Source organism: Oceanobacillus sojae, from assembly GCF_007991515.1.
GTDB lineage: Bacteria > Bacillota > Bacilli > Bacillales > Amphibacillaceae > Oceanobacillus > Oceanobacillus sojae.
Map to the genome: position 1 here is coordinate 50,454 of NZ_BJYM01000003.1, position 26,608 is coordinate 77,061.

Consider the following 26,608-nt stretch of genomic DNA (forward strand, 5'->3'; position numbering starts at 1 on the left):
CTATATTTGACAGAGCTTCTTTTTTAACGTAAAACAAAGAAGAGCTTGGACATTATTGCTTAAACTTTATTTAAAAGTAATATTTGATTTGTTTATGATTTCAGAAAGAGGTGTACATATGTCGGTGTATATCATGCCAATCCAAACAGCGGCTATCATATTTCTCCTATTGTCCGTATTTCTAACAATCCCTTGGCTGATCTATGTTTATAGAAAATATGGTTACTTAAGTATTTGGGCTTCTATCGTAGCTTTTTCTTTTATTTTTTACCTGTTATCCGCTTTATTTTTAGTGCTGCTGCCTTTACCGGATACTCGAAATACCTGTGCTTTGCAGCCGCCCGACACAGTACATTATTCGCTTATACCATTTTCTTTTATAACAGATACAATAAATAGCAGCAAAATTATTTGGACACAACCTGCAACCTATATGCAGATATTTAAACAGGGTGCATTTTTGCAGGCAGCCTTTAATATTCTGTTACTATTGCCGTTGGGAGTCTATTTAAGATACTTTCTCCAGAATAAACATTATTGGAAGCGTGCGTTAGGGTTGGGGTTTGGTTTGTCTCTTTTCTTTGAGATTACACAGGTAACAGGAATTTACGGAATATATAATTGTCCTTACCGTATATTCGATGTGGATGATCTGATTTTAAATAGTACAGGGGCATTATTTGGGTTTCTTATTGCTCCAATGATACTTGCTTTATTCCCGTCTAAAAAAAATCTTCTTGTCAAGAGGGATAAAATACAGGAGAGCCAAGTAGTCCGCCCATTAGCTCAGCTGCTAGCAGTTTTCATCGATTTTATGCTTGTTTATATCAGCTGGAGTCTGACATTAGGGCTATTTATATCGAATGAGATGGTTGAATTTATTTATAAAACAGCCGGCTTTCTTGTTGTTTATTTTATTGTGCCTCTTTTATGGGATGGGAAAACAGCAGGGACAGGTATTCTGAGATTTGAACTTACTGACTCAGAAGGCGATGTACCTAAATGGCAGGCTATGTTTAAAAGGATGTTTGCCCTTTTTGTACCTTGGGTATTATCCGCATTTTTAAATATATTGACGGCAATTGAACTGGATATGAATTCGGAGATGTATGTTTATCATGTATGGCTTACAGTGGCTGTGTTCGGTTTTCTCGTTATAATGTGGATGGTTTTAGTTATTCATGCTATTTACATCATTTCTAAAAAAGGGAAGCGTACCTTTTATTACGACTACGCCTCTGGTATAACACCGAGAAAAGACTTGGATTAAGGACTCACATAGCAGGCTGAGAAAATGAAATTATCCAGATTGGTTGCAAAGCTTTCCATGCAAAATCAATACAGATTAGGACTAAACTCTCTCGGGGTTTAGTCTTTTTGTGTGAAAAAAACAGAGCAGCAGTACAAAGCCTGAGGCAAAAGAGATTCCATTATAGTACAGGACAAATAAATTTATTCTGATATAATAGTAAAAAAGTAAGCCGTTAAATAAGCTGATTTTCCATTAACAGCCCAGATATTCTCAAAGAAAATGATTGAAAACGATAAATCAATATGATATAGTAATCCAAAATCAGGGGTGGACATTATGGATTTCGTCAACACACTATATTCATTCTCACTATTACATCATATCAGATAGCCTTGCTAACGATTTTAATTTTGAAAAAAATCGAATTAGGAAGGCTATTATTCATGAAATCGCATTTGAATTAAGTTTAATACTTAACTCAAATGCGATTTTTGTCTATAAAACAGGAGGCCGGGAAAATGAAGAAAATGAATTATCAAAATGTAAAAGGAACACAGGATTATTTACCAGAGTCGGAAAGCATACGGAGAAATATCAGGAGGACATTAGAGGATGTATTCGTCCAATATGGCTGTCAGCCGTTGGAAACACCTATCTTAAATTACACGGAATTACTTGCTTCTAAATATGGCGGCGGAGCGGAAATATTAGAGGAGATGTATACCTTAACGGACAGAGGAGAAAGAGATTTAGCATTACGGTATGACCTCACTATCCCATTTGCAAAAGTCGCAGCAATGAACCCGACATTGAAGATGCCCTTCAAGCGGTATGAAATTGGCAAGGTATTTCGGGATGGCCCAATAAAAACAGGAAGGTTTCGGGAATTTACACAGTGTGATGTTGATATTGTCGGGGTAGATTCACAAATAGCAGAAGCGGAATTAATGACGATGGCACTGGATGCTTTTGATAAACTTGGACTAAAAGTGAAAATCCAATTCAATAACAGGAAACTATTAACCGGGGTGCTTGAACTGTTTGGTGTGGAAGCGGCAAAAATAAACAAAGTAGTACTGATATTGGATAAGCTTGAAAAAGTAGGAGTAGATGCTGTTATAGGTGAGCTTGATAAGCAGGGACTGTCAGGTGCATCCATCCGCTCGATTAAACAGTTTTTGACAGATGGAAATAATACTAGTTTCGGCTATTTTGAAACCCTCTTTGCCCCAAATGAACAGATTAAACAGGGGCTCCAGGAGCTGAAAGAGCTAAAGTCGTATGTGGATTATCTTGATATCAATGAGCAATGTGAGTTTAATCCATTTTTAGCAAGGGGATTAGATATATATACAGGTACCGTTTATGAAGTATTCTTAGCCGATCAATCTATTACATCCAGCATAGGAAGCGGTGGAAGATATGATAATGCAATCGGCGGACTGATGGGGGCGGATGAAACCTTCTCTACCGTTGGAATCTCTTTTGGGCTGGACGTGATTTATACAGCTATGTCAGCATCTGGTGCAAGCCGAAAGCCTGGCAAAGAGATAGATTATTATATTATCCCGTTAGGCACACAAAAAGAAGCTTTATTAGTGGCCAAACACTTAAGAAATAAAGGGTATAAAGCAGAGGTGGAGATGGGAAATAAAAAGATAAGCAAAGCGTTGGAAAGAGCGAATAAGGAAAAAATCCGCAATGTTATCATTATTGGAGAAAACGAAGTGAAAAATAACCAGTTTAAGGTGAAGAATATGCTGTTGGGAGAAGAAATTATAGAGCCATTTCCGTTTCTTTGAATAAGCTGCCAGCTGTAATATATTTAAATTTATGAAGGCAGGAAACCATTTTGAGGATTTCTTTAAAATAGATTCCTGCCAACTGTTTTGAATCAAATCTTATTTCATTCTGTTCTAACAGATTTTTTACCCATTCTTTATACCAACGACACGGAGTCTCTTATAATCCGCAATCCATTGGCCATCTTGGTATAGAGTTTCCTTTAGGTTATTTTCTACGTGTATCATTACATGCTCTTGTATAGCTTCCGGCTGGTTTTCGAAGATATTTCCACAGAACATTTTCATCCAATTCCGCAATCCCGTCTCGCCTTCTAAAGGTGTCGGCCGGTCGAAATGTTGGGCAAATGTCACATGGAATCCGGTTTTCTCCATCAAGGTTGTGTACTTGCCGATGCTTGGGAAGTACCAGGGGAATTGGTCTGGTGTATAGGGAATTCCTGCTTTTTTTATCTGAAGGATAATTTCATTTGTAATGATTTGAACATTATCTTTACCTCCAAATTCTGCAACAAACCTCCCGCCGGATTTCAGGCTGTTATAGATGTGTTGAAGTGCCTCCTCAGGCTGTTTTACCCAATGAAGTGTTGCATTTGAGAAAACGGCATCAAAAGAATTATTGTATTCAAGCTCTAGAACATCTTTCGCTATAAACGTTACATCAGGATATTTAATGTTTGCCTGATGAACCATGTTCTCTGATTTATCAACCCCTGTTACATGGGCACCATGCTGATAGATTTTATGGGCCAGGTCTCCTGTACCGCACCCTATATCGAGAATCTGCTCTTCTTCTACAGGGGATAAAAGCTCTAATAAATGACTGCCAAACTTTGATACAAACGAATGATTCCCGTCGTACAAATCTGCATTCCAAATATCTTTTACATGATGATGTTCCATAACCGCTCCTCCTTAAATTGTAACCATGGACTAAATTTGCAAGTATTAATTGTATTATAGTGAATTTAGCTTATAATGAAAAATGAAATAATTTATATATTTTAATAACGGATTGTTATAAGTGTTCGGGAGGAGAAGTATTAAAGTGGATATTAAATGGCTAAAGACCTTCGTTGTTGCAGCGGGATTTGAGAATTTTAGAAAAGCCTCTGAGGAATTATATCTGACCCAGCCTGCCATTTCAAAGCATATAAAACGTCTGGAAGAGCATCTTCAAATCGATTTATTTGAACGAAGCGGGAAAAAAGTGATACTGACAGATGCAGGACACCACTTTCTCCCATTTGCCGAAGAGCTGATTTTAAGCTATGAAGAGGGAATGGAGCGTTTTGATTCATGGAAGCAAGGCTATCATCGTAAATTAACCATTGCAGCTGCTCCGCAAATCGCATCCTCCTTTTTACCTCCGCTATTACGGACATTTATGGATGAAAATGATGATATAGAAGTACTGATAAATGTTGTAAATTCCTTTGAAATAGGTGATGAAGTGAATACAGGAAGAGCTGAGCTCGGTTTAACCAGAGTAATTCCAATCCAAACGAATTTAAATGCTGAAGCAGTGCATAATGAACCTGTTATTCTAGTAGGGACTAACGTAGAAGGAAAAATAAACAGCATAAAGGAAAGCCAAGTTTTATCCGATTATCGGCTGATCACCAATAATCATCCGGATTACTGGGATACTTTGTTAAAAGATGTTAAGAAACATTATCCAAACGTCCGGACGATGGCAGTCAATCAGATAGAAGTAACAAAAAAATTTATCGAAAATGGTCTTGGTGTTTCCTACTTACCGGTTTCTATGGTGAAGGATGAAATAGAAGCGAATAATTTAATAGAAATAAAACCGGAAAAAATAGCTGCGCCCAATTCAGAAACGTACGTTTTAACAAAGATAGAGACAGAGGAAGCCAGAAGTTTTATTGCTTTTTTAAAGGAATCATTATAAAAGATTTAAAGCCGCTAATGGTATTCTGGTTAATATCATAACAGTAACAACAGCATTTTAGTTAACAGAAAATATTGTTGACATAACACCTTTTAGTGTTATATCATAAAATGAAACCAAAAGGTGTTACATTAAATGTGAAGTGAGGAATATAAGCATGGAGAAACTTAGAGATATAAAACAAACAACTATTTTTAATGCTCCTATCGAGAGGGTTTGGGATAAAGTATCCACATCAGAAGGGATGGCTGCCGGGTTTATGCCAAATGATTTTAAAGCGGTAGTGGGGCATGAATTTACTATTCAATCACCATTTGGCCCATCCCCCTGCAAAGTGTTGGAGGTAGATAAGCCTAACAAAATATCTTTTGCATGGGATATAGATGGATGGGTTGTTTCGTTTATCTTAAAGGATTTAGGTGATAACACAGAATTTACGGTTATTCACGGTGGCTGGAAAGAAGCAGAGACAGTGATCACCAAACCAAATGAGAAGAGCGGTGTTATCAGAGAGAGAATGAACAATGGATGGGAAAGCATTGTTGCTGAAAGACTGAAAAAGGTGGTTGAGGCCTAAATGTCAGCTTTAAAAAAACATGATGTGTTCCAAGCTGTTGCTGATCCGACTAGAAGAGAAATTCTGCATTTGCTTTCCAAGCAGAACTTAGCTATTTCAGAGATTACATCTCATTTTTCAATTACCCGGACAGCAGTAGTAAAGCATCTTACTATATTATCTGAGGCAAATCTTGTTTCCGGGAAAAAGAGCGGCAGAGAAAAAATTTATCATCTACATCCAGAGCCTTTAATGGACATAAAAGACTGGGTTTCTTATTTTGAACAGTTCTGGGATAATAAGTTGTCCATGCTGAAGTATTTAGTAGAGAACGAGGAAGATAAGAAAGAATAGCAAATTCTAAAGGATGTGCTGGTACCGATGGAACAATAGCTCATACTTTTATAAATAAGTCCCTGAAAAGCAGGAATTATTGCATGTAACCGCGAATGGATGATTAAGCCCTAAAAAATATAACTCCTGGGAGGATTATAAAATGGACTTTCATCAAGCCTTGGAACAGCATATGCAGGCCATGAAACAAAAAGATATGGAGAGCTTCACGGCCACGATTCATCAGAAAGATATTACCCTTATTCTGCCGAACGGGAAGCTTATTCAAAATCGGAAAGAATTCATCCAGTTTAATCAGGACTGGTTTTCAGATCCAGATTGGAAAATGACATATGATGTCATTAAAACAAAAGAAAAAAAGAGTATAGGTTATGCGTTACTGTTTATTCATTACGACGATTTAGATGAAGATGGGAATCCTTATCATCAGGATTATTATCTCCATCTCGTGTTTTAAAAGGAAAACGATGATTGGCTGCTGACTTATTAAACTTGCTCACTATATGTTTTAAAATTATCTAATATCGCCTGCCAGCCACTTTTTTGCATCTCTATCGGGTTTTCAGGTTCCGCTTCAAAAACTTCAGTAATCTTTGTCACGTTTCCTTGCCTGGTAAAAGTAATGCTGACTTTCCGGCCATCCCCGAGTGTATAAGAAATAAATTCATTTGTACTTACCTCATCATATACGCCACTAAAGTCAAATCCAAAACTTCCATCCTTTGCTTCCATTCTTGTGGTGAATTTTCCATCAGCCCTGAGATCATTTTCAGCACTTGGTGCATGCCATTCATCTGAAGCAAAAGACCACTTAGTTATATGCTTTGGTTCAGTCCAATGAATCCATACTTTCTCAACAGGTGTAAGGACTGTTACTTCAATGGTTATCATTTCTGGTTTATCAGCTTCCATTACATAACCTCCGTTTTTAAAATTTATTTATATCTATAATAATAACACTCTGTTCTTAGATAGGTTCTCTTAAATGCTATTTTAATCAGGAAGATATGTGATAATATAATTATTTATAAAAGCTTCGTCGAATACTGGCTGGAACTATCAAAATCCCGCCGCACTCTATATTTTGAAGTACAATAATGTTAGGAGAGGAAGAAAAAATATGATACGAGAAGCAACGGCGAAAGATTTAACGGATATTTTAGATATATATAATGATGCCACCCTTCATACTGCTGCTGTATATACTTATAAACCGCAGACACTTGTAAACAGGCAAGTTTGGTATAAACAAAAAATGGATGCGGGCTATCCAATCCTCGTAAGTGAACAAGATGGCAAAGTAGCAGGATTTGCAACATTTGGTCCTTTTAGAGACTGGCCAGCTTATAAATATTCTATTGAGCATTCTGTTTATGTAGATAAAGGGTATCGCAAAAAAGGAATTGCAAGTTCTTTAATGAAAGAAATTATTGCTGTTGCGAGAGAAAGGGAATACAAAATGATGGTTGCCGGGATTGATGCAGAAAATGAGAAAAGTATTGCCATGCATGAAAAATTCGGCTTCGTGCATGCAGGGACTATAAAAAATATCGGCTTTAAATTTAATCAATGGAGAGATCTAGCTTTTTATCAATTAGAATTAAATGGTCCGGAGAAACCTACGGAAGAATAATGTTATTTGCTATTTGTTAAAGGTTTGGGTTTGTCAGGAAAATCAGGAAAAGGAGTTTTTATCTTGGTACGATTAGAATACTTTTCAAAAAAAGATTTTCAGCAATTAATCGATTGGATGCCAGATGCTTCATTTGTTTTACAGTGGAGCGGGCCGACATTCAGCTATCCTTTGACAAACGGGCAGCTGGAAAAATATATGGAAGGTGCAAATAAACCAGATGCTACTACATATATATTTAAGGTGATGGATGATACAATTAATGAGGTTATTGGGCATGTTTCTCTGGGGAAAGTGGATAGAAATAATTCTTCAGCAAGGATTGGCAAAGTATTAGTTGGTGCTGCTGATAGCAGAGGAAAAAGCTACGGAAGTCAGATAATACATGCAGCGTTAGCATTTGCGTTTGAAGAATTAAAATTGTATAAAGTAAATCTGGGTGTGTTTGATTTTAATATGTTAGCTATAAAGTGTTATGAAGCAGCCGGGTTTCGAAGAGAAAGGTCTATAAAAGATGCTGCAAAAATAGGAGACGAGTATTGGACTTTGATTGAGATGGGAATTTTATATAATGATTGGGAAAATAGAATATCTTAGAAAAAGCAAAATAGATAAAAAAGCTCCGTCCATAAAGAATGAAGCTTTTTTACCTTGTCAGTTATGTAATGGGGGTCAAATACCTTTTACAGCGCTTGCCTATTTTATTGATTATCAATGTTATATACCTGCTGCAGAATAATATAATGTGTTACCCTAAGCAAAACCAGTAATGAAAAAGGAGCTGGAAGTATTGGAATTAAAATCCGGATATGGCCTGGATCCTGATGGGTATATTATAAGTGACGTCAGTATGGACAAAATTGACTTAAGATATCTGCCTTGTATAGAAGAAACTGTGGATTGGCTTAAAAATTTATACCAACAGCAATTGCATAGTGTCTATCTTTACGGCAGCGTGCCAAGAGGAGACGCTGTTCTTATAAAATCAGATTTAGATATTATAGCTATGTTTCGCACTAAATTGACCGCTTCTCAATTGGATGAATTAAAGAAATTGGCCGGTAAACTAACAAAAAAATATCAATCTTTGGTTCGTGAGGTTGGGATAGCTATTGCTGATTATGACTATACCTTTGATACCTCCAACTACTATGAAAATGCTTTTTTGAAGGAAATCTGTGTTTGTGTATATGGAGAAGACGTAAGGGAATGTTTTGGTCCATACAAACTGACACCGGAGATACCAATTTCTTTCAACGGGGATATTTGTGAGGTCCGCAATCGGGTTTTAAAAAGGATGAAAGCAGCTTCTGATGAAGATTTTAAAATACTCCTACAAGGTTTTTGCCGTAAGCTTATCCGGACATATTATTCTATGACAATGGTACGATCTCAAATCTGGACGACACGCCTGTATGAACAATCCAAGGTGGTTGTGCAGTACTTCCCTGAAAAAGAGGATGTTATCCATACTTTGTTAAATTGGATAGAAGAACCTTCTGCAGACCGGAACCCTGCATATAAATTGCTTCACAAGGAAGGGGAGTGGACTTGCAGGAACTTTATAAAGGAAGCAGGTAAATTCTGTTAAATGCACGGAAGCGACATAACGCTAATCTGTTTTAAATGATGTGTGTAAATATACAGCAATCAAGAAGAAATACAGCATATTTTTACGTGATAAACTGGCATTAAGAAGGTTTTGCAATGAGCAAGGTGACTCTAAATATCTCTATGTCATTAGACAGGTTTATAGCAGGGGCCAATGATAATCCTAATCAACCTTTGGGAGATCAGGGTGATATTTTGCAGGCCTGGAGTTTTCCGGGGAAGAAACGAGCGAAACAAATTCCTTTTTCAAGCTTTCCGGCAGTTTATGCGCATCATTTTTCATTAAAAATTATATCAACATGCTTGCATTGAGTAAAAAAAAGAGTTAAGCTATTTTTGTAATTGATTAATCACTAAATTTGGGCAGGTGCACTGATATGGCAAAATCAACAAAGGAAAATCGTAAGGAAGAGATCCTGGAGGCAGGATTGGAAGTATTTGCAGAAAAAGGCTATTATAATGCAACTACCGCTCAGGTTGCGGAAAAAGCAGCTATCTCCCAGCCTTATGTGTTTAGATTCTTCAAAACAAAGGAAGAATTATTTATCGCTGCTTTAGATCGGGCATTTGAAAGAATCCTTCAAACATTTAAAAATGTGGAAGCAAAACCGTATCAGCTTGTTGCGAAAATGATTGAAGCTTACGAGGAGCTGTCTGAATTGCATCCTAATGAAATTGCTGTACAAGTAATAGGTGTTTCTGTAACAGAAAAGCCTATACAGGACATTGCCAAAAAAGGATTATCTCAAATTAGAAGATATACTTTGGAAAGATTCAAGGCTGCTGGAGTAAAGGATGCAGAAAGAGAAGCCAGTACGTTTTTAGCGAGAGGAATGCTCTGTAATATATCTTATTTCTTAGACCTTCCTGAGCTTATTGATGGGAAAGGAAAATAAATAATCAATAAAGTTGATTATTTATTTTTTATAATAGTTAGTAATTGATCAATCAATAAATATAATGATTTGGGGGTGGAAAAGTGAAATTAAGCAAGGTTGATTATGTTTTTATTGGAGTTATTGCCGTCTGTATTATCAGCTGGCTGGATTAATTATTTACTAATCAATGATGAAAAGGAGGCAGAGAAAACGTTGAAGAAGAATAAAATAGAAAACACAGTTTCCGGATTATCTGTAGGGTTAGGAATTACTGCTCTTGTCATTGTATTGTCCACATATTGGGATTAACCCCGGCATTTATCAGGAATAAGTTAAATCTGGCCTTACCATATAAATAACAAATATATTTTTTATCATTTAGTTATTGATTAATCAATAACTAAATAGAAGGGAGTTTTGAAGATGAAAAAAGCAATCGTATTAGGTGCCACTGGAGGAACTGGTCAAGTAATTGTTTCGGAACTATTAAACAGAGGAATAGAAGTCATTGCTTTCGGGCGTTCACAAAATAAATTGGAAGCATTGTTAGCTGAATACAATCATCATTTGAGTCTTACCTATAAGCTGGGAGATATATTTGATTACCAAACAATTGTAGACGCTGCTAAAGATGCAGATGTTATCTTTCAATGTGCGAATGTTAAATATCAGGAAATGGCAGAAAAACTGATGCCATTGGGAGAAAGTGTAATGAAAGCGGCAGACGCTTTGGGAAAAAGAATCGTGATTGTTGATGGGATTTATGTATATGGACATCAGGTAGCGAAAGGAGACGAAAATCATCCTCAAAATCCGCATACGAAAAAAGGTAAACTTAGAGTAGTATTCGAGCAGCTGATATTTAGCGAGAAATGGAAGAGAGCAGAGGCTTTAATTGTCAGATTACCGGATTATTATGGACCAACATCACAAAATTCTTATTTACAGCCTACACTCGATGGGGTGGCTGCAGGTAAAACATCCATTTTTATTGGGAATTTAAAAACACCCCGGGAATATGTTTATTTACCAGATGCGGCTAAAATGATTGTAAATATAGCAGAAAAAGATGATTCCTATGGTGAAAATTGGAATATACCAGGAGCTGGATTGATTTCAGGTAAAGAGATTATCCGAATCGCCCGGAAAGTAACAGGAAACCAAAAGGCTGTTATTCCTTTGACTAAAAATGTTATCCGTCTGGTTGGCTTGTTCGATGAATTCATGAGAGAAATAGTTGAAATCATGTATCTCACCAAAGAAGGATTCATTTTAAGTGGAGAAAAATATGAAAAGAGGATTGGTGCTATTCCGGCAACTCCTTTTCAAAAAGGTCTGGAAAAAACATTACAAGCTTTAATGGACAAAAATAATTAATGTTTCGCAGTTGATAGAAGCTGACGATGCTGAAGCAAGGCTATGAAGTAGAATTGTATATTATAACTGTTAATGCGTCACATATTATGTGACGCATTATTTTTTTGTCTGGAATGATTTTTATTTTTCACTTTATGAGATCCTGCTAATGGTTCGCCATAAGGCTGCTTTGGACTTTGGGGTAAATCAGGCTGTTCCTGCTGCTTTGGTCCTTTTCGATTTTTAGTCATCTATATCCATCCTCCATAGTTGTAATTATTGCGCATTTGTATTTGCAAAAGTATTTTCATCCTCAATTAAACCGCATGCTCCGCACTGTATCCTTTTATCCGGACCGTTGTAAGCAATATGAAAAACCTCTAATGGATCCTGCTCATAATCATTTAACACTGCACCGGTATTGGCATCCAATTTGACCGGCTTTGCTATTTGTTCAATGATATTAAATCGGGAACGGTTTGTTTTACATCTGGGGCATTGGTAAGGCTGGTTCATATATAACACCTCAATTTTTAATCATTTCACTCGAAGCTTAGCCTTATTTTCTCTGATTTACGCTAATTTATACGGGAATTTTAAATGGAGTCTGTGCTTTGCAGGTTTAATTTAGACTGATTCTTTATCTTGCATACAAAAGTTTAGTTAATAATTTGTTGACAAATAGAAATATAAAGCCTATAATTATATTTAATTCAATATAACTTAATTAAATAAGATTGAATTAAATGAAATTAAGGAAAAAATTATCTTTAAAACGAATTATTGCTTTAATTTGGTCCATGTTTTCTGAGAATCTTCGGCAAAGCTTATAAAACCTTATGATTAAACCCGGTACCTTTGTATGCTGATTTATTTAGCAAAATAAATTGTATTTGGTATAAAAATTAATGAATGAGGGATAAAAAGAATGATGTCAGATATCGGAGGACAGGGCTTGCGTTGAAAGAGGTGCAGCAAATGGGATTTTTAGATAAATTATTTGGAAAATCAAATGAATCGAAGGAGATGGAAAGTATGTCAAATACAAAAGTAGCAGTTATTTTTTACAGTATGGGTGGTACCAACTACCAAATGGCAAAATGGGCAGCAGAAGCGGCTGAAGCTAAAGGTGCTGAAGTAAGAGTATTAAAAGTACAGGAATTAGCTCCAGAATCAGTTATTGAAGGAAATCCGGTATGGAAAGCTACAGTGGAAGCAACAAAAGATGTTCCGGTTGCAGCTTCAGAAGATCTTGAGTGGGCAGATGCAATTATTTTCAGCACACCAACACGTTTCGGAAACATGCCTTCGCAAATGAAACAGTTTTTAGATATCCAAGGCGGGCTTTGGGCAAGCGGAAAAACCGTTAACAAAGTGGTCAGTGCGATGTCTTCTGCACAGAACCCGCATGGCGGTCAGGAAGCAACTATTCTGTCACTATATACCAGCATGATGCACTGGGGAGCAATCATCGTTCCTCCAGGTTACTCTGATGAATCTGTATTTGCAGCTGGTGGAAATCCATATGGAACTAGTGTTACTGTCGATCAGGATGGAAAAATGGTTGAAGATGTACAAGCTGCTGTGAAACATCAGGCAGAGCGCACAGTTACAGCTGCTGAATGGGTTAAAAAAGGAAATCAGTAATTAATGACATTAAAAAAGATGGTACCTCTTTCTATTAGGGGTATTGTCTTTTTTATTAGTATCAACATAGCTTGGTGAGTGTCGGTAATTACTTACATAAAAAATGAATCCTTTCTTGGTGCTTTATCGTAAATATAGATGCAGCAATAAGAGAGGAAGAGCAGAAGATGGGAATTTTATTAGCAACTTTAATAAGTATGATTTTATACGTGATTGTAGCAGTTGTAGTAGCTTTTGCTTCATCGGTACAAACAGGGCGGGTGCTGAAATTTGCTTTTGGATTATTTGTTTTTGGTTTTATTGTTTTAGCCGTCATTAACTATTTTATGATGCCGGCAATTACTATTCCGAATATGCTATTGATTAATTTAATTACTGCTATTGTCCTTGCACCGGCTTTGACGGCAATATTAAAGCCGAATAATTTTATGGAGAAAAAGCTGTTTATACCATTGTTCAGCATTTTTGGATTAGGACTGTTATTATTTATCGCTGTAATCATTACCGGTTTTACAGTATTGGACAATGCACATAATACGATCACAGTAAATGAAGAGTCCGAGGCAAAGCCGTTATCTAAGGATGAAACACCGATTACTGTGGCCCCTGAATTTGCACGTAACAAGATTCAAAAGGCAATGAGTGTTGTGCCAAACGCCCAATTCTATGACTTAGGCAAGCTACAGGTACAGCAGGTGGGAGATGAAATTGTTTACGTTGCTCCTGTTGAATTCGCTGACTTTTGGAAGTTTGTCCGTGGAAAAGAAACAGCTGGGTACTTTACGATTTCTGCAACAGATGTAAACGCACAGCCAACGTTTGAAGAGGAGCCTATGGAATATACAAATTCCAGCTATTTTCATAAATATGTGCAGCGTGTAATTTATAATAAGTTTCCGCAATATATACAAGGTGGAGAAGCACAAATAGAAGTGGATGATGATGGAAAGCCATGGTATGTTCAAACCATTTATAAGCCGATGAATATTACAAATAAACCAAATCTGGATAAGCTTCAGGTAGTGGTGATTGATCCGGTCACTGGTGAAATGAATGCTTATCAAACAGACGAGGCTCCAGACTTTATTGAAGGATCTGTAAGCTCAGAAATGGCTACGTTAACGAATGATTATTATGGGAAATATGTTCATGGCTGGTTAAACAGCGTCTTTGGCAAGAGAGATGTGAAGCTGCCTAACCAATCTGGCACGGAATCTGGGGTTACACCAATGTTTGATGAGAATGGAGATATGTTTTATTTTACCGATATGACCTCCCCGAAGGAAAATATTGATTCTGCATTAGGTTATACATTAGTGAATGCACGAACCGGAGAGCTGACCTATTATGGCGGTGAGAAGAACAACGGTATTATGGACAGTGAAGGAGCAAAGCAAATCGTTAATAAGGAATTCCCGGAGAAGAAATGGGAAGGATCTATGCCTGTTCTATACAATGTTGACGGAAATCCAACCTGGGTTGTCAATGTACTGGATCCGAATGGATTGCATAAACAGTATGCCTACATTAAAGCGAATGATTCAGACTTTGTCGTGTTTGGCGATACTGCAAATGCTGCTTTGGATGCCTATCGGATGGCTCTGTTACAGGACCCTGGAAATACGGGAGCTACTGGTGATACTGTCACTGAGACTGTTCTAGGAACCGTCAGTCGTGTAGTTGTGAACTCGACAGAGCAGGGGCAGATTATCCAATTTTTACTTGAAAACGATACAACGATCTATACTGTAAATGCCAGCAAGGCTCCATTAGCAATCTTTCTGGAACAGGGAGATAATATTGAGGCAGAAGCACAGCTGATGGATAATGGTACTGCAACCATTGAAGTGATGGAGATTGATGGTTTAACAAAATAGCAGCTAGATATACGCGTACCAATCCCTTATTGTTAAAAACAGCAATAGGGGATTTTTTTGATTTGTTGAAAGATGACTTTTCCATGTAGTTTAAGTATTGAGATTAGAATAATAAGAAATATTTTTTTAGAATATCAAAATGGTTGTTGACTCTTGCCTTAGGTAGGAGTCTATTGTTTATTTATGAGGAGGTGAGTTTCATATGCTGACGGTTAAGCAAGTAGCTGATTTAACCGGAATAACGATCAAAACACTTTATCATTATCATAAGATTGGACTGTTAGAGCCGGGAGAAATCACAGAAGCTGGATATCGTTTATATGCGAAAAAGGAATTAGAAAAATTACAGCATATTTTGTTTTATCGTGAATTAGATTTTTCATTAGAGTCTATTCAGAAAATATTGTATGAGAAAAAAAGCCGTTACGATATGTTAATGGAACAAAAGAGACTGATAGAAGACAAGAGAGAACGAATGAATCTGATATTAAATACTCTTAACGAAACTATATACTTTGAGGAGCGTGGAGAAGTGATGGATAATCAAAATATGTTTAAAGGGTTAAATCAAGAACAATGGCAGGAACAGTTAAAAGAACAAAATGAATATCTGCAGGAAACTTATCAATACGAAATCCCTGTAGATAATATTGAAGCGGAGGAATTAAATGAATCAGCCAGAGAATCGAAAGCGTTTATGGATAAAATGGCTTTTGCTTTAAAAAAGGGATGGACAGTAAATGATGAAAGGGTCAAGCAGCTTATCTCTGAGCATATTAAGTATATCAATGACAACATTATGAAGGTAGACTCACAAGGGTTTGTTGAATCAACATGGTTTTTTATTACTGATGAATTTCACAAAAATATGTTAGAGAATCAACAAACAGGATTAACTTATTATTTGTATGCTGCTTCTGTTAACTATGCAAAGCAAGGCTAGACAAATTATTCATAAGCAGAAAAAAGAGAGACTGTAAAAATAACTTTGAAAATAAAAAATTATATGTTATCCTTTAATTGTAATTCGAAAATTAAATAGTCAACACTAGGGGAGCCTTTGGCTGAGACGAATATTCGGACCCTTTGAACCTGATCTGGTTAGCACTAGCGTAGGGAAGTGGCAGGAACATGACGATATATAATTCGATCGCTGAATTTTTATATAATCAGGGCCACTTATCCAATGGATGAGTGGCCTTTTTCGTTTCTTCCGCTGATTCTCGGGAAATGAAAGAAAGGAGCGATGGCATGGGCAAACAATTACATCTTATCAGTGATGGAAATTTTACTAAACAGCATTTGCAAATAATTAAGCAGATTCATAGAGATATTGATTTTCTGCATATCCGGGAGAAAAAGAAGACAGCAAAGGAAATCATGGAAATAATTGAAGCATTAGAAAGCATCGAAATTCCATTAGCGAAAGTAATTGTAAATGACCGGGCTGATATCGCTGTGATGAAACAGTGTGCAGGTGTCCAGCTGGCATATCACAGTCCTTCCATGCCGCTTGTGAAAAAGTGCTTCTCTGCGCTCTTAACAGGGAAGTCTGTTCATTCCTTACTCGAAGCAGAACAGGCTCAACAGGAAGGGGCAGATTATGTGCTGTATGGTCATCTCTATCCCAGCAGGTCCAAGCCTGGCCAGCAGCCGAGAGGATTAGCTGACCTTCGGGAAATCACCAATGTATTATCTGTTCCGGTCTACGCTATTGGCGGGATTACTCCAGAACGAACGAAAGAAGTAATGAAGGCAGGGGCAGCCGGGGCAGCGGTAATGTCTGGTATTTGGAAGGTGGATAATCCGGTACAAACTGTCGAGGCTTACCGGGAAGTGTTGGATACTTGGGAAGGTGGGTGAAGGTGAAAAAACAGTTTGATCAAATCATTGTAGGCGGTGGGGTAATTAGCTGTTCTATTGCTTATCAGCTGGCTAAAAGAGGCTATCGGGTGCTGATAGTAGAAAGGGATCAAATCGGATGTGAGGCATCAAGTGCTGCAGCTGGAATGTTAGGAGCTCAAGGAGAATTTGCAGAGAAGAGTCCTCTTTTCCAATTTGCACAAGAGAGCAGAGCATTATTTAAAGATTTATCCAAAGAGTTGTATGAAAAATCAGGGATTGATATTCAGTATATTCATAAGGGGATTATGAAGCTTGCTTTTCATCAGCATCAGTGCAACAAGCTGAAAACAATCGCTGCATTTCAGAGAGAAGAGGATAATCCTGCTTATTTGCTGTCCGTAGAAGAAGCAAGGAAGATGGAACCAGGCTTAACAGAGAATCTTCATGCTGTTCTTTATCTGCCCAATGATGGTCAGGTTTCTGCCCGTCATCTTACGGAGGCGTTCACCCTGGCTGCCTATCATCATGGTGCAGCTTTGCGTGAACAGGAAAAAGTAATTGAGCTGTTGATAGAAAATGGAGCAGTTCATGGAGTCCGGACAACAAAGGGAGCTTATTATGCTGATCAAATCGTTATTGCAACAGGTGCCTTTGGAGATGAACTGCTGCCTGAAGATTATGGCACAATTCCGGTGAAGGGGGAATGTCTGCTGCTGGAATTAGAAGAGAATTTATTTCAAACTACGCTTTGGATGGATGGCTGTTATCTCGTTCCAAAGCAAGGGGAAAAAGTGATTGTTGGAGCATCTTCCATCCCCGATAAAACAGATAAGCATGTTCATGCTGCGAGCGTTCACAAGCTATTGTCACGAGCACAGAAAATGGTTCCGCGGCTGGGAGAAGCGAGGATAAGCAGTTTTTGGGCGGGAGTCAGACCTGCCACAGCTGATGAACTTCCATACTTGGGAGAGGTTCCAGATGTTGCTGGTTTATATACGGCAAAGGGACATTACCGGAATGGCATACTGCTATCGCCAATTACGGGAATCTATATGGCAGATTTAATAGAGAATAAACCGGTTAATCCATTTTATTACGATAGCTTTAGCTTGAATCGTCAAGGCAATAAACTGGAAAAGGCAGGTGAGTCACAATGAAAATAACAGTGAACGGCAATGGATTAGAAATTCAGGATGAGGTAAAGCACATCAAAGGTCTAATTGATTTTCTGGAATTGGAAGATAAACCTTTGATCATTGAGCATAATCAGCAGATATTGCAAAAGGAAGAGCATGAAAAAGCTGTACTGGAAAATGGAGATAAGGTTGAGATCGTTCATTTTGTTGGAGGGGGTTAAGAAATGCTTAAAGTTGGAAACTATCAATTTAAATCTCGTTTATTTTTAGGAACAGGAAAATATCCTGATTTCGATATTCAAAAGCAGGCGGTAGATAAATCAGGGACAGAGGTACTCACCTTTTCTGTAAGAAGGATGAATATTTACGATCCCTCACTGCCAAATTTTTTAGAAAAAATTGATGTGGATCGATATACGTTTTTACCAAATACGGCAGGTGCGAAGGACGCAAAAGAGGCCGTGCGCATTGCTAAACTAGCTGCTGCTTCGGGACGATGTGATATGGTGAAAGTGGAAATTATTGGATGTAATAAAACATTGCTCCCAGATCCTGTTGAGACATTAAAAGCTACAGAAGAGCTGGTGGCAGAAGGCTTTACCGTACTTCCATATACATCAGATGATGTTGTGCTGGCCAAAAAACTGGAGGAAGCAGGTGCGCATGCAGTGATGCCCGGAGCTTCACCAATTGGAAGTGGTCAAGGGATTATCAATCCTTTAAATCTCTCTTTTATTATCGAGCAGTCATCAGTACCTGTTATTGTTGACGCAGGTATCGGATCGCCGGCTGATACAGCTTATGCCATGGAACTGGGAGCAGATGGCGTTTTATTGAATACAGCAGTTTCTGGAGCGGATAATCCTGTGAAAATGGCTGAAGCGATGAAATACGCAGTGGAGGCAGGACGGCTGGGATATGAAGCAGGAAGAATTCCAAAGAAAGACTATGCTGTAGCCAGCAGCCCTGAGGAAGGGATCAGCGTTGGAAACTAATCGTTATCACCGCCAAATATTATTTGCTCCAATTGGTGAAGCCGGTCAGGAAAAACTGATCCGGAGTCATGTGCTGATTGTCGGTGCAGGCGCACTGGGATCAAGCAGTGCAGAAGCGTTGACACGTGCCGGTGTTGGTCAACTAACAATAATTGACCGGGATTATGTAGAAGAAAGTAACCTGCAGCGGCAACAGCTGTTCAGTGAAGCGGATATGAAGCAGAAGATGCCAAAAGCGGTTGCCGCCAAACAAAGGCTTTCTGAAGTGAATAGCCACGTTAAAATAGACGCAATTGTTGGAGATGCCGAGATAGATATACTAAGGGAAATCGTACCTGAGACAGATTTGATCATCGATGCTACGGATAATTTTGAGACGAGGCTTTTACTGAATGATATCGCGCAAAAGTATCAAAAGCCCTGGATTTACGGAGCAGTTGTAGCCAGCTATGGAGTTACCTTTACTGTTCTACCTGATAAAACGCCTTGTTTACAATGTCTGCAGGAATATATTCCTGCTAACGGTGCTACCTGTGACAGTGTCGGAATTATTCAGCCTGTTGTGCAAAAAGTTGTTTCCCAGCAAATAACAGAGGCACTAAAGCTATTAACAGGTAACGAAGCAGCTTTATCAGGAAAGCTTATATCCTTTGACCTTTGGAAAAATGAGCATACGGAAATGGAGGCAGAAGCATTACGCAAACCAGATTGCCCATCATGCTCATCGAAAAGAAGCTATCCCAACTTAGCCTATGATTCCCGGCTGAAAACAGCTGTGTTATGCGGAAGAAATACAGTCCAGCTACGCCCGCAGCGTAAACAGACGGATTTGGATGAAGTGGCAAAAGAGCTGAAGAAAAATAAACAAATTAAATTGTTTGAAAATCCTTATCTGCTTTCGTTTGAAGTTGATTCTTTCCGGATTGTTCTTTTTCAGGACGGAAGAACATTGGTTCATGGGACAATGGATTCGATAGAAGCAAAAAATATTTATCACCGCTATTTGGGGTGAGAGTACTAAAATAAGAAGATGCTGGTGTTTCTTAGAAAAAAAGCCATATTTTATTCCGTCCTTATTATCATCGCCTCTTGTCTTTACAGGGGCGATTTTTTCTCGTCAATAATAATGAAAACTGTATGTGGATTAAACAAAAAATCTATTTATAAGAATGAAATTATTATTCGATATGGATATAATGGATAATACATAAACAGGGTGCAATTGTCTTAATAAAAATTGAAGGAGAATAGATATGACAAAAGAAAATAAAAAAGTACTTTTTCAAGAGGAACAGGAAGAACTACTGAACAAATTAAAGACACGCTTTGAGAAAAATATGAATCGTCATGAAGGTCTTGACTGGAAGCAAATCCAAACAAAGCTGGAAGGCAATCCAGAGAAATTAGCTTCTCTATATAAAATGGAGAAAACGGAAGGGGAGCCTGATGTAGTCGGCTATGATAAGGAACAGGATGAATATATCTTTGTTGACTGCTCCAAAGAAAGCCCTAAAGGACGAAGAAGCATCTGTTACGACCGTGCGGCACTGGAATCGAGAAAAAAGCATAAGCCGGAAAATAATGCGATAGATATGGCGGCAGAAATAGGTATTGAGATTTTAACAGAAGAGCAATATCGGGAGCTTCAAAAGCTAGGAAAATTTGATACAAAAACATCGACCTGGGTCAAGACACCTGATGATATTCGAAAACTCGGCGGAGCAGTCTTTTGCGATTTTCGATTTGGACGTGTTTTCTTATATCATAACGGTGCGGATTCTTATTATGGTTCCAGAGGATTCCGGGGCATGTTAAGAGTGTAGTTGTAAGCAGGAGAAGAATATGGAGAATCAGGAATGTATAGAGATTATAAATTCTTGGTTCTTTTTTATTTGATAGTAACTCAACTTTCGCACTTTAAAAAATAACTTTCTTTCCATAGAAACAGATGTTGAACGTTTCTTCCATATATTTGTTGACAAAGATTAGAAAGTAAAGTGTAAGGTGACCGCTGCGGCGGGCCGTTTTGCTTTCCTAGGTGCGAAAGTTGAGATAGTAAGTTTGAAAATTCAGACGGAAACAGGTGATGGTATGATGGACACTATTATGGAAAATGTAAGAACAGCAGGAGCTTACGTTTTATATAATGATCTGTTTGTTTTTCAGGTCGGCCCGACGAAAAAAGGAAATAACCTCGGTATAGTGCGGTTAGGAGGACATAGAGAAGCAGGAGAAAGGCCTTTGGAGACAGCTGAAAGAGAAGTGATAGAGGAAGCGGCAATAAAAATCAATCCAATAGATTCTCCCATCACATACCTTTTAAAGAATTGGGATGAAAAGGGAAGTACGATCCAGCCAGAAGAGGAAATCAATCCATTTCTGATTAAAGGAAATCAAAAAGCAGGATTTACTGTTATGTATATGTCTTTTGCGGAGCATAAGCCTAAACCGTCTTCTGAGTCAAAAGGGATTTTAATGCTGTCTCCAAAAGAGATTGAATTTATTTGTAATCACAAAGTTACGTTAAATGAACTGGTACAGCAAAAAGGGAAGGCAATATTAACAGAAGGATTTAACAAAGATTTAGTTTTGGAACCTTTTCCGCAGCTATTATTCTTATCAAAAATATTAAAGCAGAAGCTTAGCTATATGAATACGTTCTTTCAAAATTTAAGGAAAGAATAACTATATAGGGAGGAGCATTTATTTGCGAGTTCACAAATGGTGGCTTACCTTAGGTGTTGTTTGGTCGATTACTTTTGCAGGTATGAGCTTTTATTGGGCAATGGGCGGATTGTTTGGTGTCAGGTCTCTGGGGGGAGCAATTTATGAAATGTCACTTAATCCTGAGCCTTCCTTTATTCTGATTGTATGGCTGACGGGCTTTGCAAAATTATTAGGAGCAGTGTTATTATTGCTTCTACTTGTTCCATGGAGAAACGCCGCAGTCTCCAAAGTGCTTTACTACATTTCAAAAATTGCAGGAGTATTCTTATTTGTATATGGTTTCTTAAATTTTATTACTATTTCGATGAGTGCCTTTGCTATTTTAGATATGGATTTAGAAGCTCACGCAATCTTTTGGAGATTAGTATTCTGGGAGCCATTTTGGATGGCTGGTGGCATTTGTTATTTTTTCTCAGTCAAAAAACAACGTTCTATTTAGGTTTTTAATTTTGCATCAGGTATACTTTGATAAAGTTATTAGAAAAACGAAAACTATATTATATAAAGAGGTGATTCTATGCAACTAAATCATTTAAATTTAACGGTAAATGATGTGGAAGCTTCACGGGAGTTTCTGGAGAAATATTTCGATATGAAATGTGTGAACAGTCGTGGAAAAGGGTTTGCAGCTATGTTTGACGATAATCAATTTGTTTTGACGCTTATGAAAGGAAAAGATGTTCAATACCCGAAGACCTTTCATATTGGTTTTCCTCAAGTAAACAGAGAGAAGGTGGATCAAATAAATAAACAGTTGAAGGAGGATGGCTATGAAGTAGATCCCCCTATTGAATCTCATGGATATACATTCTATGTAAAAGCACCTGGTGGATTTACTGTGGAGGTTTTGTCTGATTAGAATAAAAATTGAATTTTATCCTCATAGATTTAAACTATCCAAAAATCCCTGTGAATGCGAGTTTTATAACACACTCAGCTATTCACAGGGATTTTTTTAAGAGTATAAGAATTGTAGCAATTCTTATACTGAATCCTTACTTGAAATATACTTTGTCCCCGGGATAAATCAAATGCGGATTTGGAAATTGATTGATTTCCTGCAGCGTAGTCCATAAATAATTGTATTTCAGGCCAATTTCAAACAATGTATCCCCAGACTTTATCGTATACTTCATATCGTCCGGCTGATTTTGGCTGATTTCTCCGCCCAGTTCAATTTCTGCAGCTTCAGCGATGATTTTTGGTAAATCTGTATTATCAAGAGAACCTGAAAATTGGTCAGATCCTGGACCATATGCGTAGACTGGGATATCGACTCCTGTGTGGTTCGTGCTTGTCCATCCGACATTGGCCTTCGCGCTGATTACTGCATTGATTGCCGATTTTGGGTCCTCAGCTTCCTGAATGGATTGAATTTCTTCTTCTGAGAATTCCATATCTGTATATTCACTTACTACTTCGCTTGTGTTGGAACGGTCATCATTCAACTCTGCAGCGATGTTCTCACCAGTTGCTGTTACACTATGAAGCAGCTCCGGGTTTGCAGTTCCTGAACCATTGGCACCTGCAGTCATACCGCCTGTTTCATGGTCTCCACCAACAACGACTAGTGTATTACCATCTTCTTTAGCAAAATTAATTGCTTCCTGGACCGCTGCTTCAAAGGCACCAACATCTGTCATCGCCCATGCCGCATCATTATCGTGACCTGCCCAGTCAATTTGGCTTCCTTCTACCATAAGGAAAAAGCCGTCTTCATCATTTTTTAGTGTATCAATAGCAGTTTGTGTCATTTCTGCAAGACTTGGTTCTTCCTCTGTGTTACGGTGCATTTCTGGTGCCAAAGCATCATCTGCGAATAAGCCTAATAAATTTTCGCTGTCTAAATCAATATCAGCTTCCAACAATTGATTGCGATTTTCTATGAGCTGGTACCCTTGCTCTTCTGCTTGCTGGAGGACATTGACTTCTGTCTGATTTCCGCCTTCTGATTCTGGAAGAAAGTTATTTTTACCGCCGCCAAGTAAAACATCAATCTCGTTGTCTATTAATTGTCGGGCAATTTCTGTTTCGTTGTTGCGGTCTTCTACATGTGCACCAAAAGCAGCTGGAGTTGCATGTGTGATAGTGGAAGTAGCAACAAGTCCTGTTGACATGTCCTTATCTTGTGAGGCTTCTAAAATAGTCTGCTTTGGATTACCATCTGAATCCAATCCAATGGTGCCATTATTCGTTTTTACTCCTGTTGACATAGCTGTACCTGCCGCCGCGGAGTCTGTAATATTGGAATCAGCGGAATATGTAGAATACATGCCCTTCAAATGATTATCCCACACTGCGTCTTCTCCCTTAAAATGCCGATAATTCGTTGCGTAATCCGCATTAAAACCGTCTGGAATCATATAAATGATATTTTTCGTTTTGTCCCCATTGTTACTGCTGTTATTCATCTGATTATTTCCATCTGCACTTGCCGCTGTAACACTAATTCCTGAAAAAATAAGTCCCGCACTTAACGCAGCCACTCCGAGCTTTTTTATCATTCCATCATCCTCCTAAATTTAACCTAATCTCATTGTAGGTGAGAATCATTAATTGAGAATGAATAGAATGTAAATAGTTTGTAATTTTCTGTTTTTACTAAGTTGCATTTTAATATATGAGAGAAGGATAAAACTAATATTTAATGACTAAATTTGTCCAAATTGTATCCCATTTTTTATGTTGTCTTCTCTCAGTATAAATAGTATGGAGCTCAGTGTCTTTTAAATAATACGGTGTCGGTTTGACAATCCCATTAAATAAATCCTCCAAACCATAGGGAGCCATTATTTTTATCTCCTGTTGACATAGCTGTGCAGCAACAGCAGTAGTTGTTTCAGGAAAGTGAGAAACACCATCGAAAAAAGATGTGTAAGGGAGATTATTATTTTTTAAATGCATTCTCGCCTGATTTTTTACAGACCATGGTTGTTCAGGCATCCACTTTTCTAATTTTGATTCTAGTTTTTTCTCTGTATCTTTAGAAAGGTCTGTTTGATCAAAATAAATGACATCAATATCGTTTATTTTTGTATGGCAGTTTTGTAAAGTATCCCAAACTTTATTTCTGATTAATCCGGCAGCAACCCAGCAATCGTTTAGCTCCAATTTCTCCACTGTTTGTAAAACTGATAAAATGTAGCTATCTTCTTTGAGAAAATTTATTAATCTTTCTTCGTGTGCTGTCATATATGTATCATCTCCCTCTATCTAGTTTTATTGTATAGCAAAATCTGGTTGAATGAAATTCTGCATAAACGGTTTTGGAGGGAATTTTAACATCAAATAAATGATAGAATAGAGAAGTATCGAAAGTTAACTTATGAAATAGAAAGGAAGCACCTATGAGTAAATATAAAGTAATTTTATTCGATTTAGACGGGACACTCTCTGATCCAAAAGAAGGTATAACAAAATCGGTTCAATATGCATCAGATAAAATGGGAAGTGTAGAACCTGATTTGGATAAGCTGGAATGCTTTATTGGTCCTCCTTTACAAGTATCATTTACTGAATATTACCATTTTAATGAACAAGAAACGCAAAAAGCTATCCAGTTTTACAGAGAAAGATTTAAAGAAAAAGGGATGTATGAAAATACGTTATATCCTGATACACCTTGGTTATTACAATCACTGCAGGGGCAAGGATTTATTTTAGCAGTCGCAACGTCAAAGCCGACTGTTTTTGCAGAGCAAATACTGGAGTATTTCCAAATCAGCAATTACTTTGAAATGATAACAGGGAGCAATCTGGATGGGACAAGATCGGCAAAAGCAGAAATTATCCAATATATTATAGATAACTATCCCAAATATAAATTGGAAGAATTTATCATGATTGGTGAAAGAAAACATGATTTGATTGGAGCCAATAAAACTGGAATAGATTCCATCGGGGTGACATACGGATATGGTTCAGTGGAAGAGCTGAACGATGAAAAGCCTGCATATATTGCAGATAGTCTTAATCAAGTAAATATGATTCTGATGTAGAAAACTTTCTCTTAATCAATCTCTATCTTTCAGGCAAATGGAGGCAGCACTATGTCCAAAACAAAACGTTTAATCGAAATAATGATAACAGTGAACGCAAAACGCAAATTTACAGCACGAGAACTGGCAGAAGAATTTAATGTCTCCTATCGTACAATTCTTAGAGACTTGGATGAATTAAGTGAGCTGGGGGTTCCGCTTTATTCAGAAGTCGGTGCGGACGGCGGTTACTATGTATTGAATGGGCGGATGCTGCCTCCGGTTTTATTAAAAGAGTCTGAGGCGATTGCGCTTTATTTTGCTTTTCATTCCCTGCAATTTCTAGGAGCTCTCCCATTTGAAACGGAAGTGGGCTATGTTTTAAAGAAACTATATAACTATCTGCCTGGAGACGCTAAGCTGCGTATTAATACAATGAAAGACCGGATTGTTTTTTGGAATCCCAGCCGTGTTCAGACAGCAAATGAGCTGGATATAATATTAAATGCAGCGGTAGACCAATTCATCGTGACTATCCAATACGACAGTCACAAGGGAATAAAAGAGAGAATGATTCAGCCAATCGGTTTGTATAGTCATAATGGTTTCTGGTATTGTCCGGCTTATTGTTTTCTGCGCGAGGAAATTCGTTTGTTTCGTGCGGATCGAATAAAAAAAGCAGTACATACAGATAAAAAGAGGCGTAAATTGCCTTATCAATCTATTATGGAATGGATTGAGCTGTCAGAATCCGAAGTTTCTAATCCGGTTACTTTTTTGGTAGATTTGACAAGAGAAGGAGTACGGCGTGCAATGTCAGAGTTAGATTTGGAGAGGCATGTTCAAAGACGTGAGGATGGGACAGGCTGGATAGAAATGAGTATACCTGAGTCAGAGTTAACATATTTTGTTGATTTGGTCTGGAATTTTGGCAGTGAAGCACATGTGTTGGGACCAAAAGAAGCGATAGCCTCTATGAAAAGAAAGCTGGAAACCTTGCTGGAGAAGTACAAATAAATTTTAAAATATCTTTATTAATGATGACAT

At 37.7% G+C, this 26,608-nt stretch carries 33 protein-coding genes and 1 riboswitch; of the genes, 27 read left to right on the forward strand and 6 right to left on the reverse strand.

Translation table 11 applies throughout. The features are described 5' to 3' along the window. The first annotated feature begins 118 nt into the window (after positions 1–118). Positions 119–1,270, forward strand: coding sequence for a VanZ family protein (locus OSO01_RS03900; protein WP_147208911.1), 1,152 nt, complete (start codon positions 119–121; stop codon positions 1,268–1,270). Positions 1,271–1,770: 500 nt separating this feature from the next. After that, complete coding sequence (locus OSO01_RS03905; RefSeq protein ID WP_147208913.1) at positions 1,771–3,054, forward strand: histidine--tRNA ligase; 1,284 nt, start codon at positions 1,771–1,773, stop codon at positions 3,052–3,054. 126 nt (positions 3,055–3,180) lie between these two features. Here OSO01_RS03905 and OSO01_RS03910 read toward each other — a convergent pair whose 3' ends face one another. After that, the gene (locus tag OSO01_RS03910; RefSeq protein ID WP_147208915.1) at positions 3,181–3,957 is read right to left on the reverse strand and encodes a class I SAM-dependent methyltransferase; all 777 of its coding nucleotides are present in this window, start codon (positions 3,955–3,957) and stop codon (positions 3,181–3,183) included. A 145-nt stretch (positions 3,958–4,102) separates the two neighbouring features. On the opposite strand from OSO01_RS03910, the gene OSO01_RS03915 reads away from it, so the two are divergent. The 4 genes from OSO01_RS03915 (at position 4,103) to OSO01_RS03930 (ending at position 6,336) form a co-directional block, all read left to right on the forward strand. After that, a complete protein-coding gene (locus OSO01_RS03915) occupies positions 4,103–4,969 on the forward strand; it encodes a LysR family transcriptional regulator (protein ID WP_147208917.1) in 867 nt (288 codons plus the stop codon). A gap of 157 nt (positions 4,970–5,126) precedes the next feature. Then, entirely contained in the window at positions 5,127–5,546 is a 420-nt protein-coding gene (locus tag OSO01_RS03920; protein ID WP_147208919.1) for an SRPBCC family protein, read from the forward strand. Then, positions 5,547–5,879 (forward strand): ArsR/SmtB family transcription factor, encoded by a 333-nt coding sequence (locus OSO01_RS03925; RefSeq protein ID WP_147208921.1) that lies wholly within the window; start codon positions 5,547–5,549, stop codon positions 5,877–5,879. A 142-nt stretch (positions 5,880–6,021) separates the two neighbouring features. Next, complete coding sequence (locus OSO01_RS03930) at positions 6,022–6,336, forward strand: nuclear transport factor 2 family protein (protein WP_147208923.1); 315 nt, start codon at positions 6,022–6,024, stop codon at positions 6,334–6,336. Between the two features lie 29 nt (positions 6,337–6,365). On the opposite strand, the gene OSO01_RS03935 is transcribed toward OSO01_RS03930, so the two are convergent. Then, positions 6,366–6,791 (reverse strand): SRPBCC family protein, encoded by a 426-nt coding sequence (locus OSO01_RS03935; protein WP_147208925.1) that lies wholly within the window; start codon positions 6,789–6,791, stop codon positions 6,366–6,368. Positions 6,792–6,999: 208 nt separating this feature from the next. Between OSO01_RS03935 and OSO01_RS03940 the strand changes: the two genes are divergently transcribed. The 7 genes from OSO01_RS03940 to OSO01_RS03970 all read left to right on the forward strand — a co-directional run bounded on the left by OSO01_RS03940 (position 7,000) and on the right by OSO01_RS03970 (position 11,378). Continuing rightward, a complete protein-coding gene (locus OSO01_RS03940; protein ID WP_147208927.1) occupies positions 7,000–7,512 on the forward strand; it encodes a GNAT family N-acetyltransferase in 513 nt (170 codons plus the stop codon). A gap of 63 nt (positions 7,513–7,575) precedes the next feature. Continuing rightward, positions 7,576–8,109, forward strand: a complete 534-nt coding sequence (locus OSO01_RS03945; protein ID WP_147208929.1) for a GNAT family N-acetyltransferase — start codon at positions 7,576–7,578, stop codon at positions 8,107–8,109. A 193-nt stretch (positions 8,110–8,302) separates the two neighbouring features. Beyond that, a complete protein-coding gene (locus OSO01_RS03950; protein WP_246145035.1) occupies positions 8,303–9,103 on the forward strand; it encodes a nucleotidyltransferase domain-containing protein in 801 nt (266 codons plus the stop codon). A gap of 116 nt (positions 9,104–9,219) precedes the next feature. Beyond that, positions 9,220–9,435: a hypothetical protein gene (locus tag OSO01_RS03955; protein WP_186813546.1), complete on the forward strand. Its 216-nt coding sequence runs from the start codon at positions 9,220–9,222 to the stop codon at positions 9,433–9,435. A 65-nt stretch (positions 9,436–9,500) separates the two neighbouring features. Next, the gene (locus OSO01_RS03960; protein ID WP_147208933.1) at positions 9,501–10,019 is read left to right on the forward strand and encodes a TetR/AcrR family transcriptional regulator; all 519 of its coding nucleotides are present in this window, start codon (positions 9,501–9,503) and stop codon (positions 10,017–10,019) included. Positions 10,020–10,124: 105 nt separating this feature from the next. Beyond that, positions 10,125–10,310 carry a hypothetical protein gene (locus OSO01_RS03965; RefSeq protein ID WP_147208935.1) on the forward strand — a complete coding sequence of 62 codons (186 nt, stop codon included), beginning with the start codon at positions 10,125–10,127 and terminating at the stop codon, positions 10,308–10,310. A 114-nt stretch (positions 10,311–10,424) separates the two neighbouring features. Further along, entirely contained in the window at positions 10,425–11,378 is a 954-nt protein-coding gene (locus OSO01_RS03970) for an SDR family oxidoreductase (protein WP_147208937.1), read from the forward strand. Between the two features lie 77 nt (positions 11,379–11,455). Here OSO01_RS03970 and OSO01_RS03975 read toward each other — a convergent pair whose 3' ends face one another. After that, positions 11,456–11,608: a small acid-soluble spore protein P gene (locus OSO01_RS03975; RefSeq protein WP_147208939.1), complete on the reverse strand. Its 153-nt coding sequence runs from the start codon at positions 11,606–11,608 to the stop codon at positions 11,456–11,458. Positions 11,609–11,633: 25 nt separating this feature from the next. Then, positions 11,634–11,873 carry a DNA alkylation repair protein gene (locus tag OSO01_RS03980; RefSeq protein WP_147208941.1) on the reverse strand — a complete coding sequence of 80 codons (240 nt, stop codon included), beginning with the start codon at positions 11,871–11,873 and terminating at the stop codon, positions 11,634–11,636. Between the two features lie 519 nt (positions 11,874–12,392). Between OSO01_RS03980 and wrbA the strand changes: the two genes are divergently transcribed. From wrbA to OSO01_RS04040, 12 genes are all read left to right on the forward strand, one after another. Next, on the forward strand, positions 12,393–13,004 hold the full coding sequence (gene wrbA, locus OSO01_RS03985) for an NAD(P)H:quinone oxidoreductase type IV (protein WP_147209387.1): 612 nt from the start codon (positions 12,393–12,395) through the stop codon (positions 13,002–13,004). A 167-nt stretch (positions 13,005–13,171) separates the two neighbouring features. After that, the gene (locus OSO01_RS03990) at positions 13,172–14,881 is read left to right on the forward strand and encodes a cation:proton antiporter family protein (RefSeq protein ID WP_147208943.1); all 1,710 of its coding nucleotides are present in this window, start codon (positions 13,172–13,174) and stop codon (positions 14,879–14,881) included. Between the two features lie 202 nt (positions 14,882–15,083). Then, positions 15,084–15,824, forward strand: coding sequence for a MerR family transcriptional regulator (locus OSO01_RS03995; RefSeq protein ID WP_147208945.1), 741 nt, complete (start codon positions 15,084–15,086; stop codon positions 15,822–15,824). Between the two features lie 97 nt (positions 15,825–15,921). Continuing rightward, positions 15,922–16,017: riboswitch (TPP riboswitch) on the forward strand. A gap of 115 nt (positions 16,018–16,132) precedes the next feature. Continuing rightward, entirely contained in the window at positions 16,133–16,744 is a 612-nt protein-coding gene (locus OSO01_RS04000) for a thiamine phosphate synthase (RefSeq protein WP_147208947.1), read from the forward strand. Between the two features lie 2 nt (positions 16,745–16,746). Then, positions 16,747–17,883 carry a glycine oxidase ThiO gene (gene thiO, locus OSO01_RS04005; RefSeq protein ID WP_186813547.1) on the forward strand — a complete coding sequence of 379 codons (1,137 nt, stop codon included), beginning with the start codon at positions 16,747–16,749 and terminating at the stop codon, positions 17,881–17,883. Further along, the gene (gene thiS, locus OSO01_RS04010; protein WP_147208951.1) at positions 17,880–18,083 is read left to right on the forward strand and encodes a sulfur carrier protein ThiS; all 204 of its coding nucleotides are present in this window, start codon (positions 17,880–17,882) and stop codon (positions 18,081–18,083) included. The genes thiO and thiS overlap by 4 nt, the downstream gene beginning before the upstream one ends. Before the next feature lie 3 nt (positions 18,084–18,086). Then, entirely contained in the window at positions 18,087–18,857 is a 771-nt protein-coding gene (locus OSO01_RS04015; protein ID WP_147208953.1) for a thiazole synthase, read from the forward strand. Continuing rightward, a complete protein-coding gene (locus OSO01_RS04020; protein WP_147208955.1) occupies positions 18,847–19,869 on the forward strand; it encodes a ThiF family adenylyltransferase in 1,023 nt (340 codons plus the stop codon). The genes OSO01_RS04015 and OSO01_RS04020 overlap by 11 nt, the downstream gene beginning before the upstream one ends. 241 nt (positions 19,870–20,110) lie before the next feature. Continuing rightward, complete coding sequence (locus tag OSO01_RS04025) at positions 20,111–20,680, forward strand: DUF4256 domain-containing protein (RefSeq protein WP_147208957.1); 570 nt, start codon at positions 20,111–20,113, stop codon at positions 20,678–20,680. 271 nt (positions 20,681–20,951) lie between these two features. Beyond that, positions 20,952–21,542: an NUDIX hydrolase gene (locus OSO01_RS04030; protein ID WP_147209389.1), complete on the forward strand. Its 591-nt coding sequence runs from the start codon at positions 20,952–20,954 to the stop codon at positions 21,540–21,542. A gap of 22 nt (positions 21,543–21,564) precedes the next feature. Further along, positions 21,565–22,023, forward strand: a complete 459-nt coding sequence (locus tag OSO01_RS04035) for a DUF3995 domain-containing protein (RefSeq protein WP_246145036.1) — start codon at positions 21,565–21,567, stop codon at positions 22,021–22,023. A gap of 78 nt (positions 22,024–22,101) precedes the next feature. Beyond that, positions 22,102–22,443, forward strand: coding sequence for a VOC family protein (locus OSO01_RS04040; RefSeq protein WP_147208959.1), 342 nt, complete (start codon positions 22,102–22,104; stop codon positions 22,441–22,443). Positions 22,444–22,579: 136 nt separating this feature from the next. Here the strand turns inward: OSO01_RS04040 and OSO01_RS04045 are convergent, their stop codons facing one another. Together OSO01_RS04045 and OSO01_RS04050 are read right to left on the reverse strand one after the other, a co-directional pair. Continuing rightward, the gene (locus tag OSO01_RS04045; protein WP_147208961.1) at positions 22,580–24,088 is read right to left on the reverse strand and encodes an alkaline phosphatase; all 1,509 of its coding nucleotides are present in this window, start codon (positions 24,086–24,088) and stop codon (positions 22,580–22,582) included. Positions 24,089–24,221: 133 nt separating this feature from the next. Continuing rightward, positions 24,222–24,776, reverse strand: coding sequence for a nucleotidyltransferase family protein (locus OSO01_RS04050; protein WP_147208963.1), 555 nt, complete (start codon positions 24,774–24,776; stop codon positions 24,222–24,224). Positions 24,777–24,931: 155 nt separating this feature from the next. On the opposite strand from OSO01_RS04050, the gene OSO01_RS04055 reads away from it, so the two are divergent. Both OSO01_RS04055 and OSO01_RS04060 read left to right on the forward strand, forming a co-directional pair. Then, positions 24,932–25,582, forward strand: coding sequence for an HAD family hydrolase (locus tag OSO01_RS04055; RefSeq protein ID WP_147208965.1), 651 nt, complete (start codon positions 24,932–24,934; stop codon positions 25,580–25,582). A gap of 51 nt (positions 25,583–25,633) precedes the next feature. Further along, positions 25,634–26,578: a helix-turn-helix transcriptional regulator gene (locus tag OSO01_RS04060; RefSeq protein ID WP_147208967.1), complete on the forward strand. Its 945-nt coding sequence runs from the start codon at positions 25,634–25,636 to the stop codon at positions 26,576–26,578. Positions 26,579–26,608: the final 30 nt, after the last annotated feature.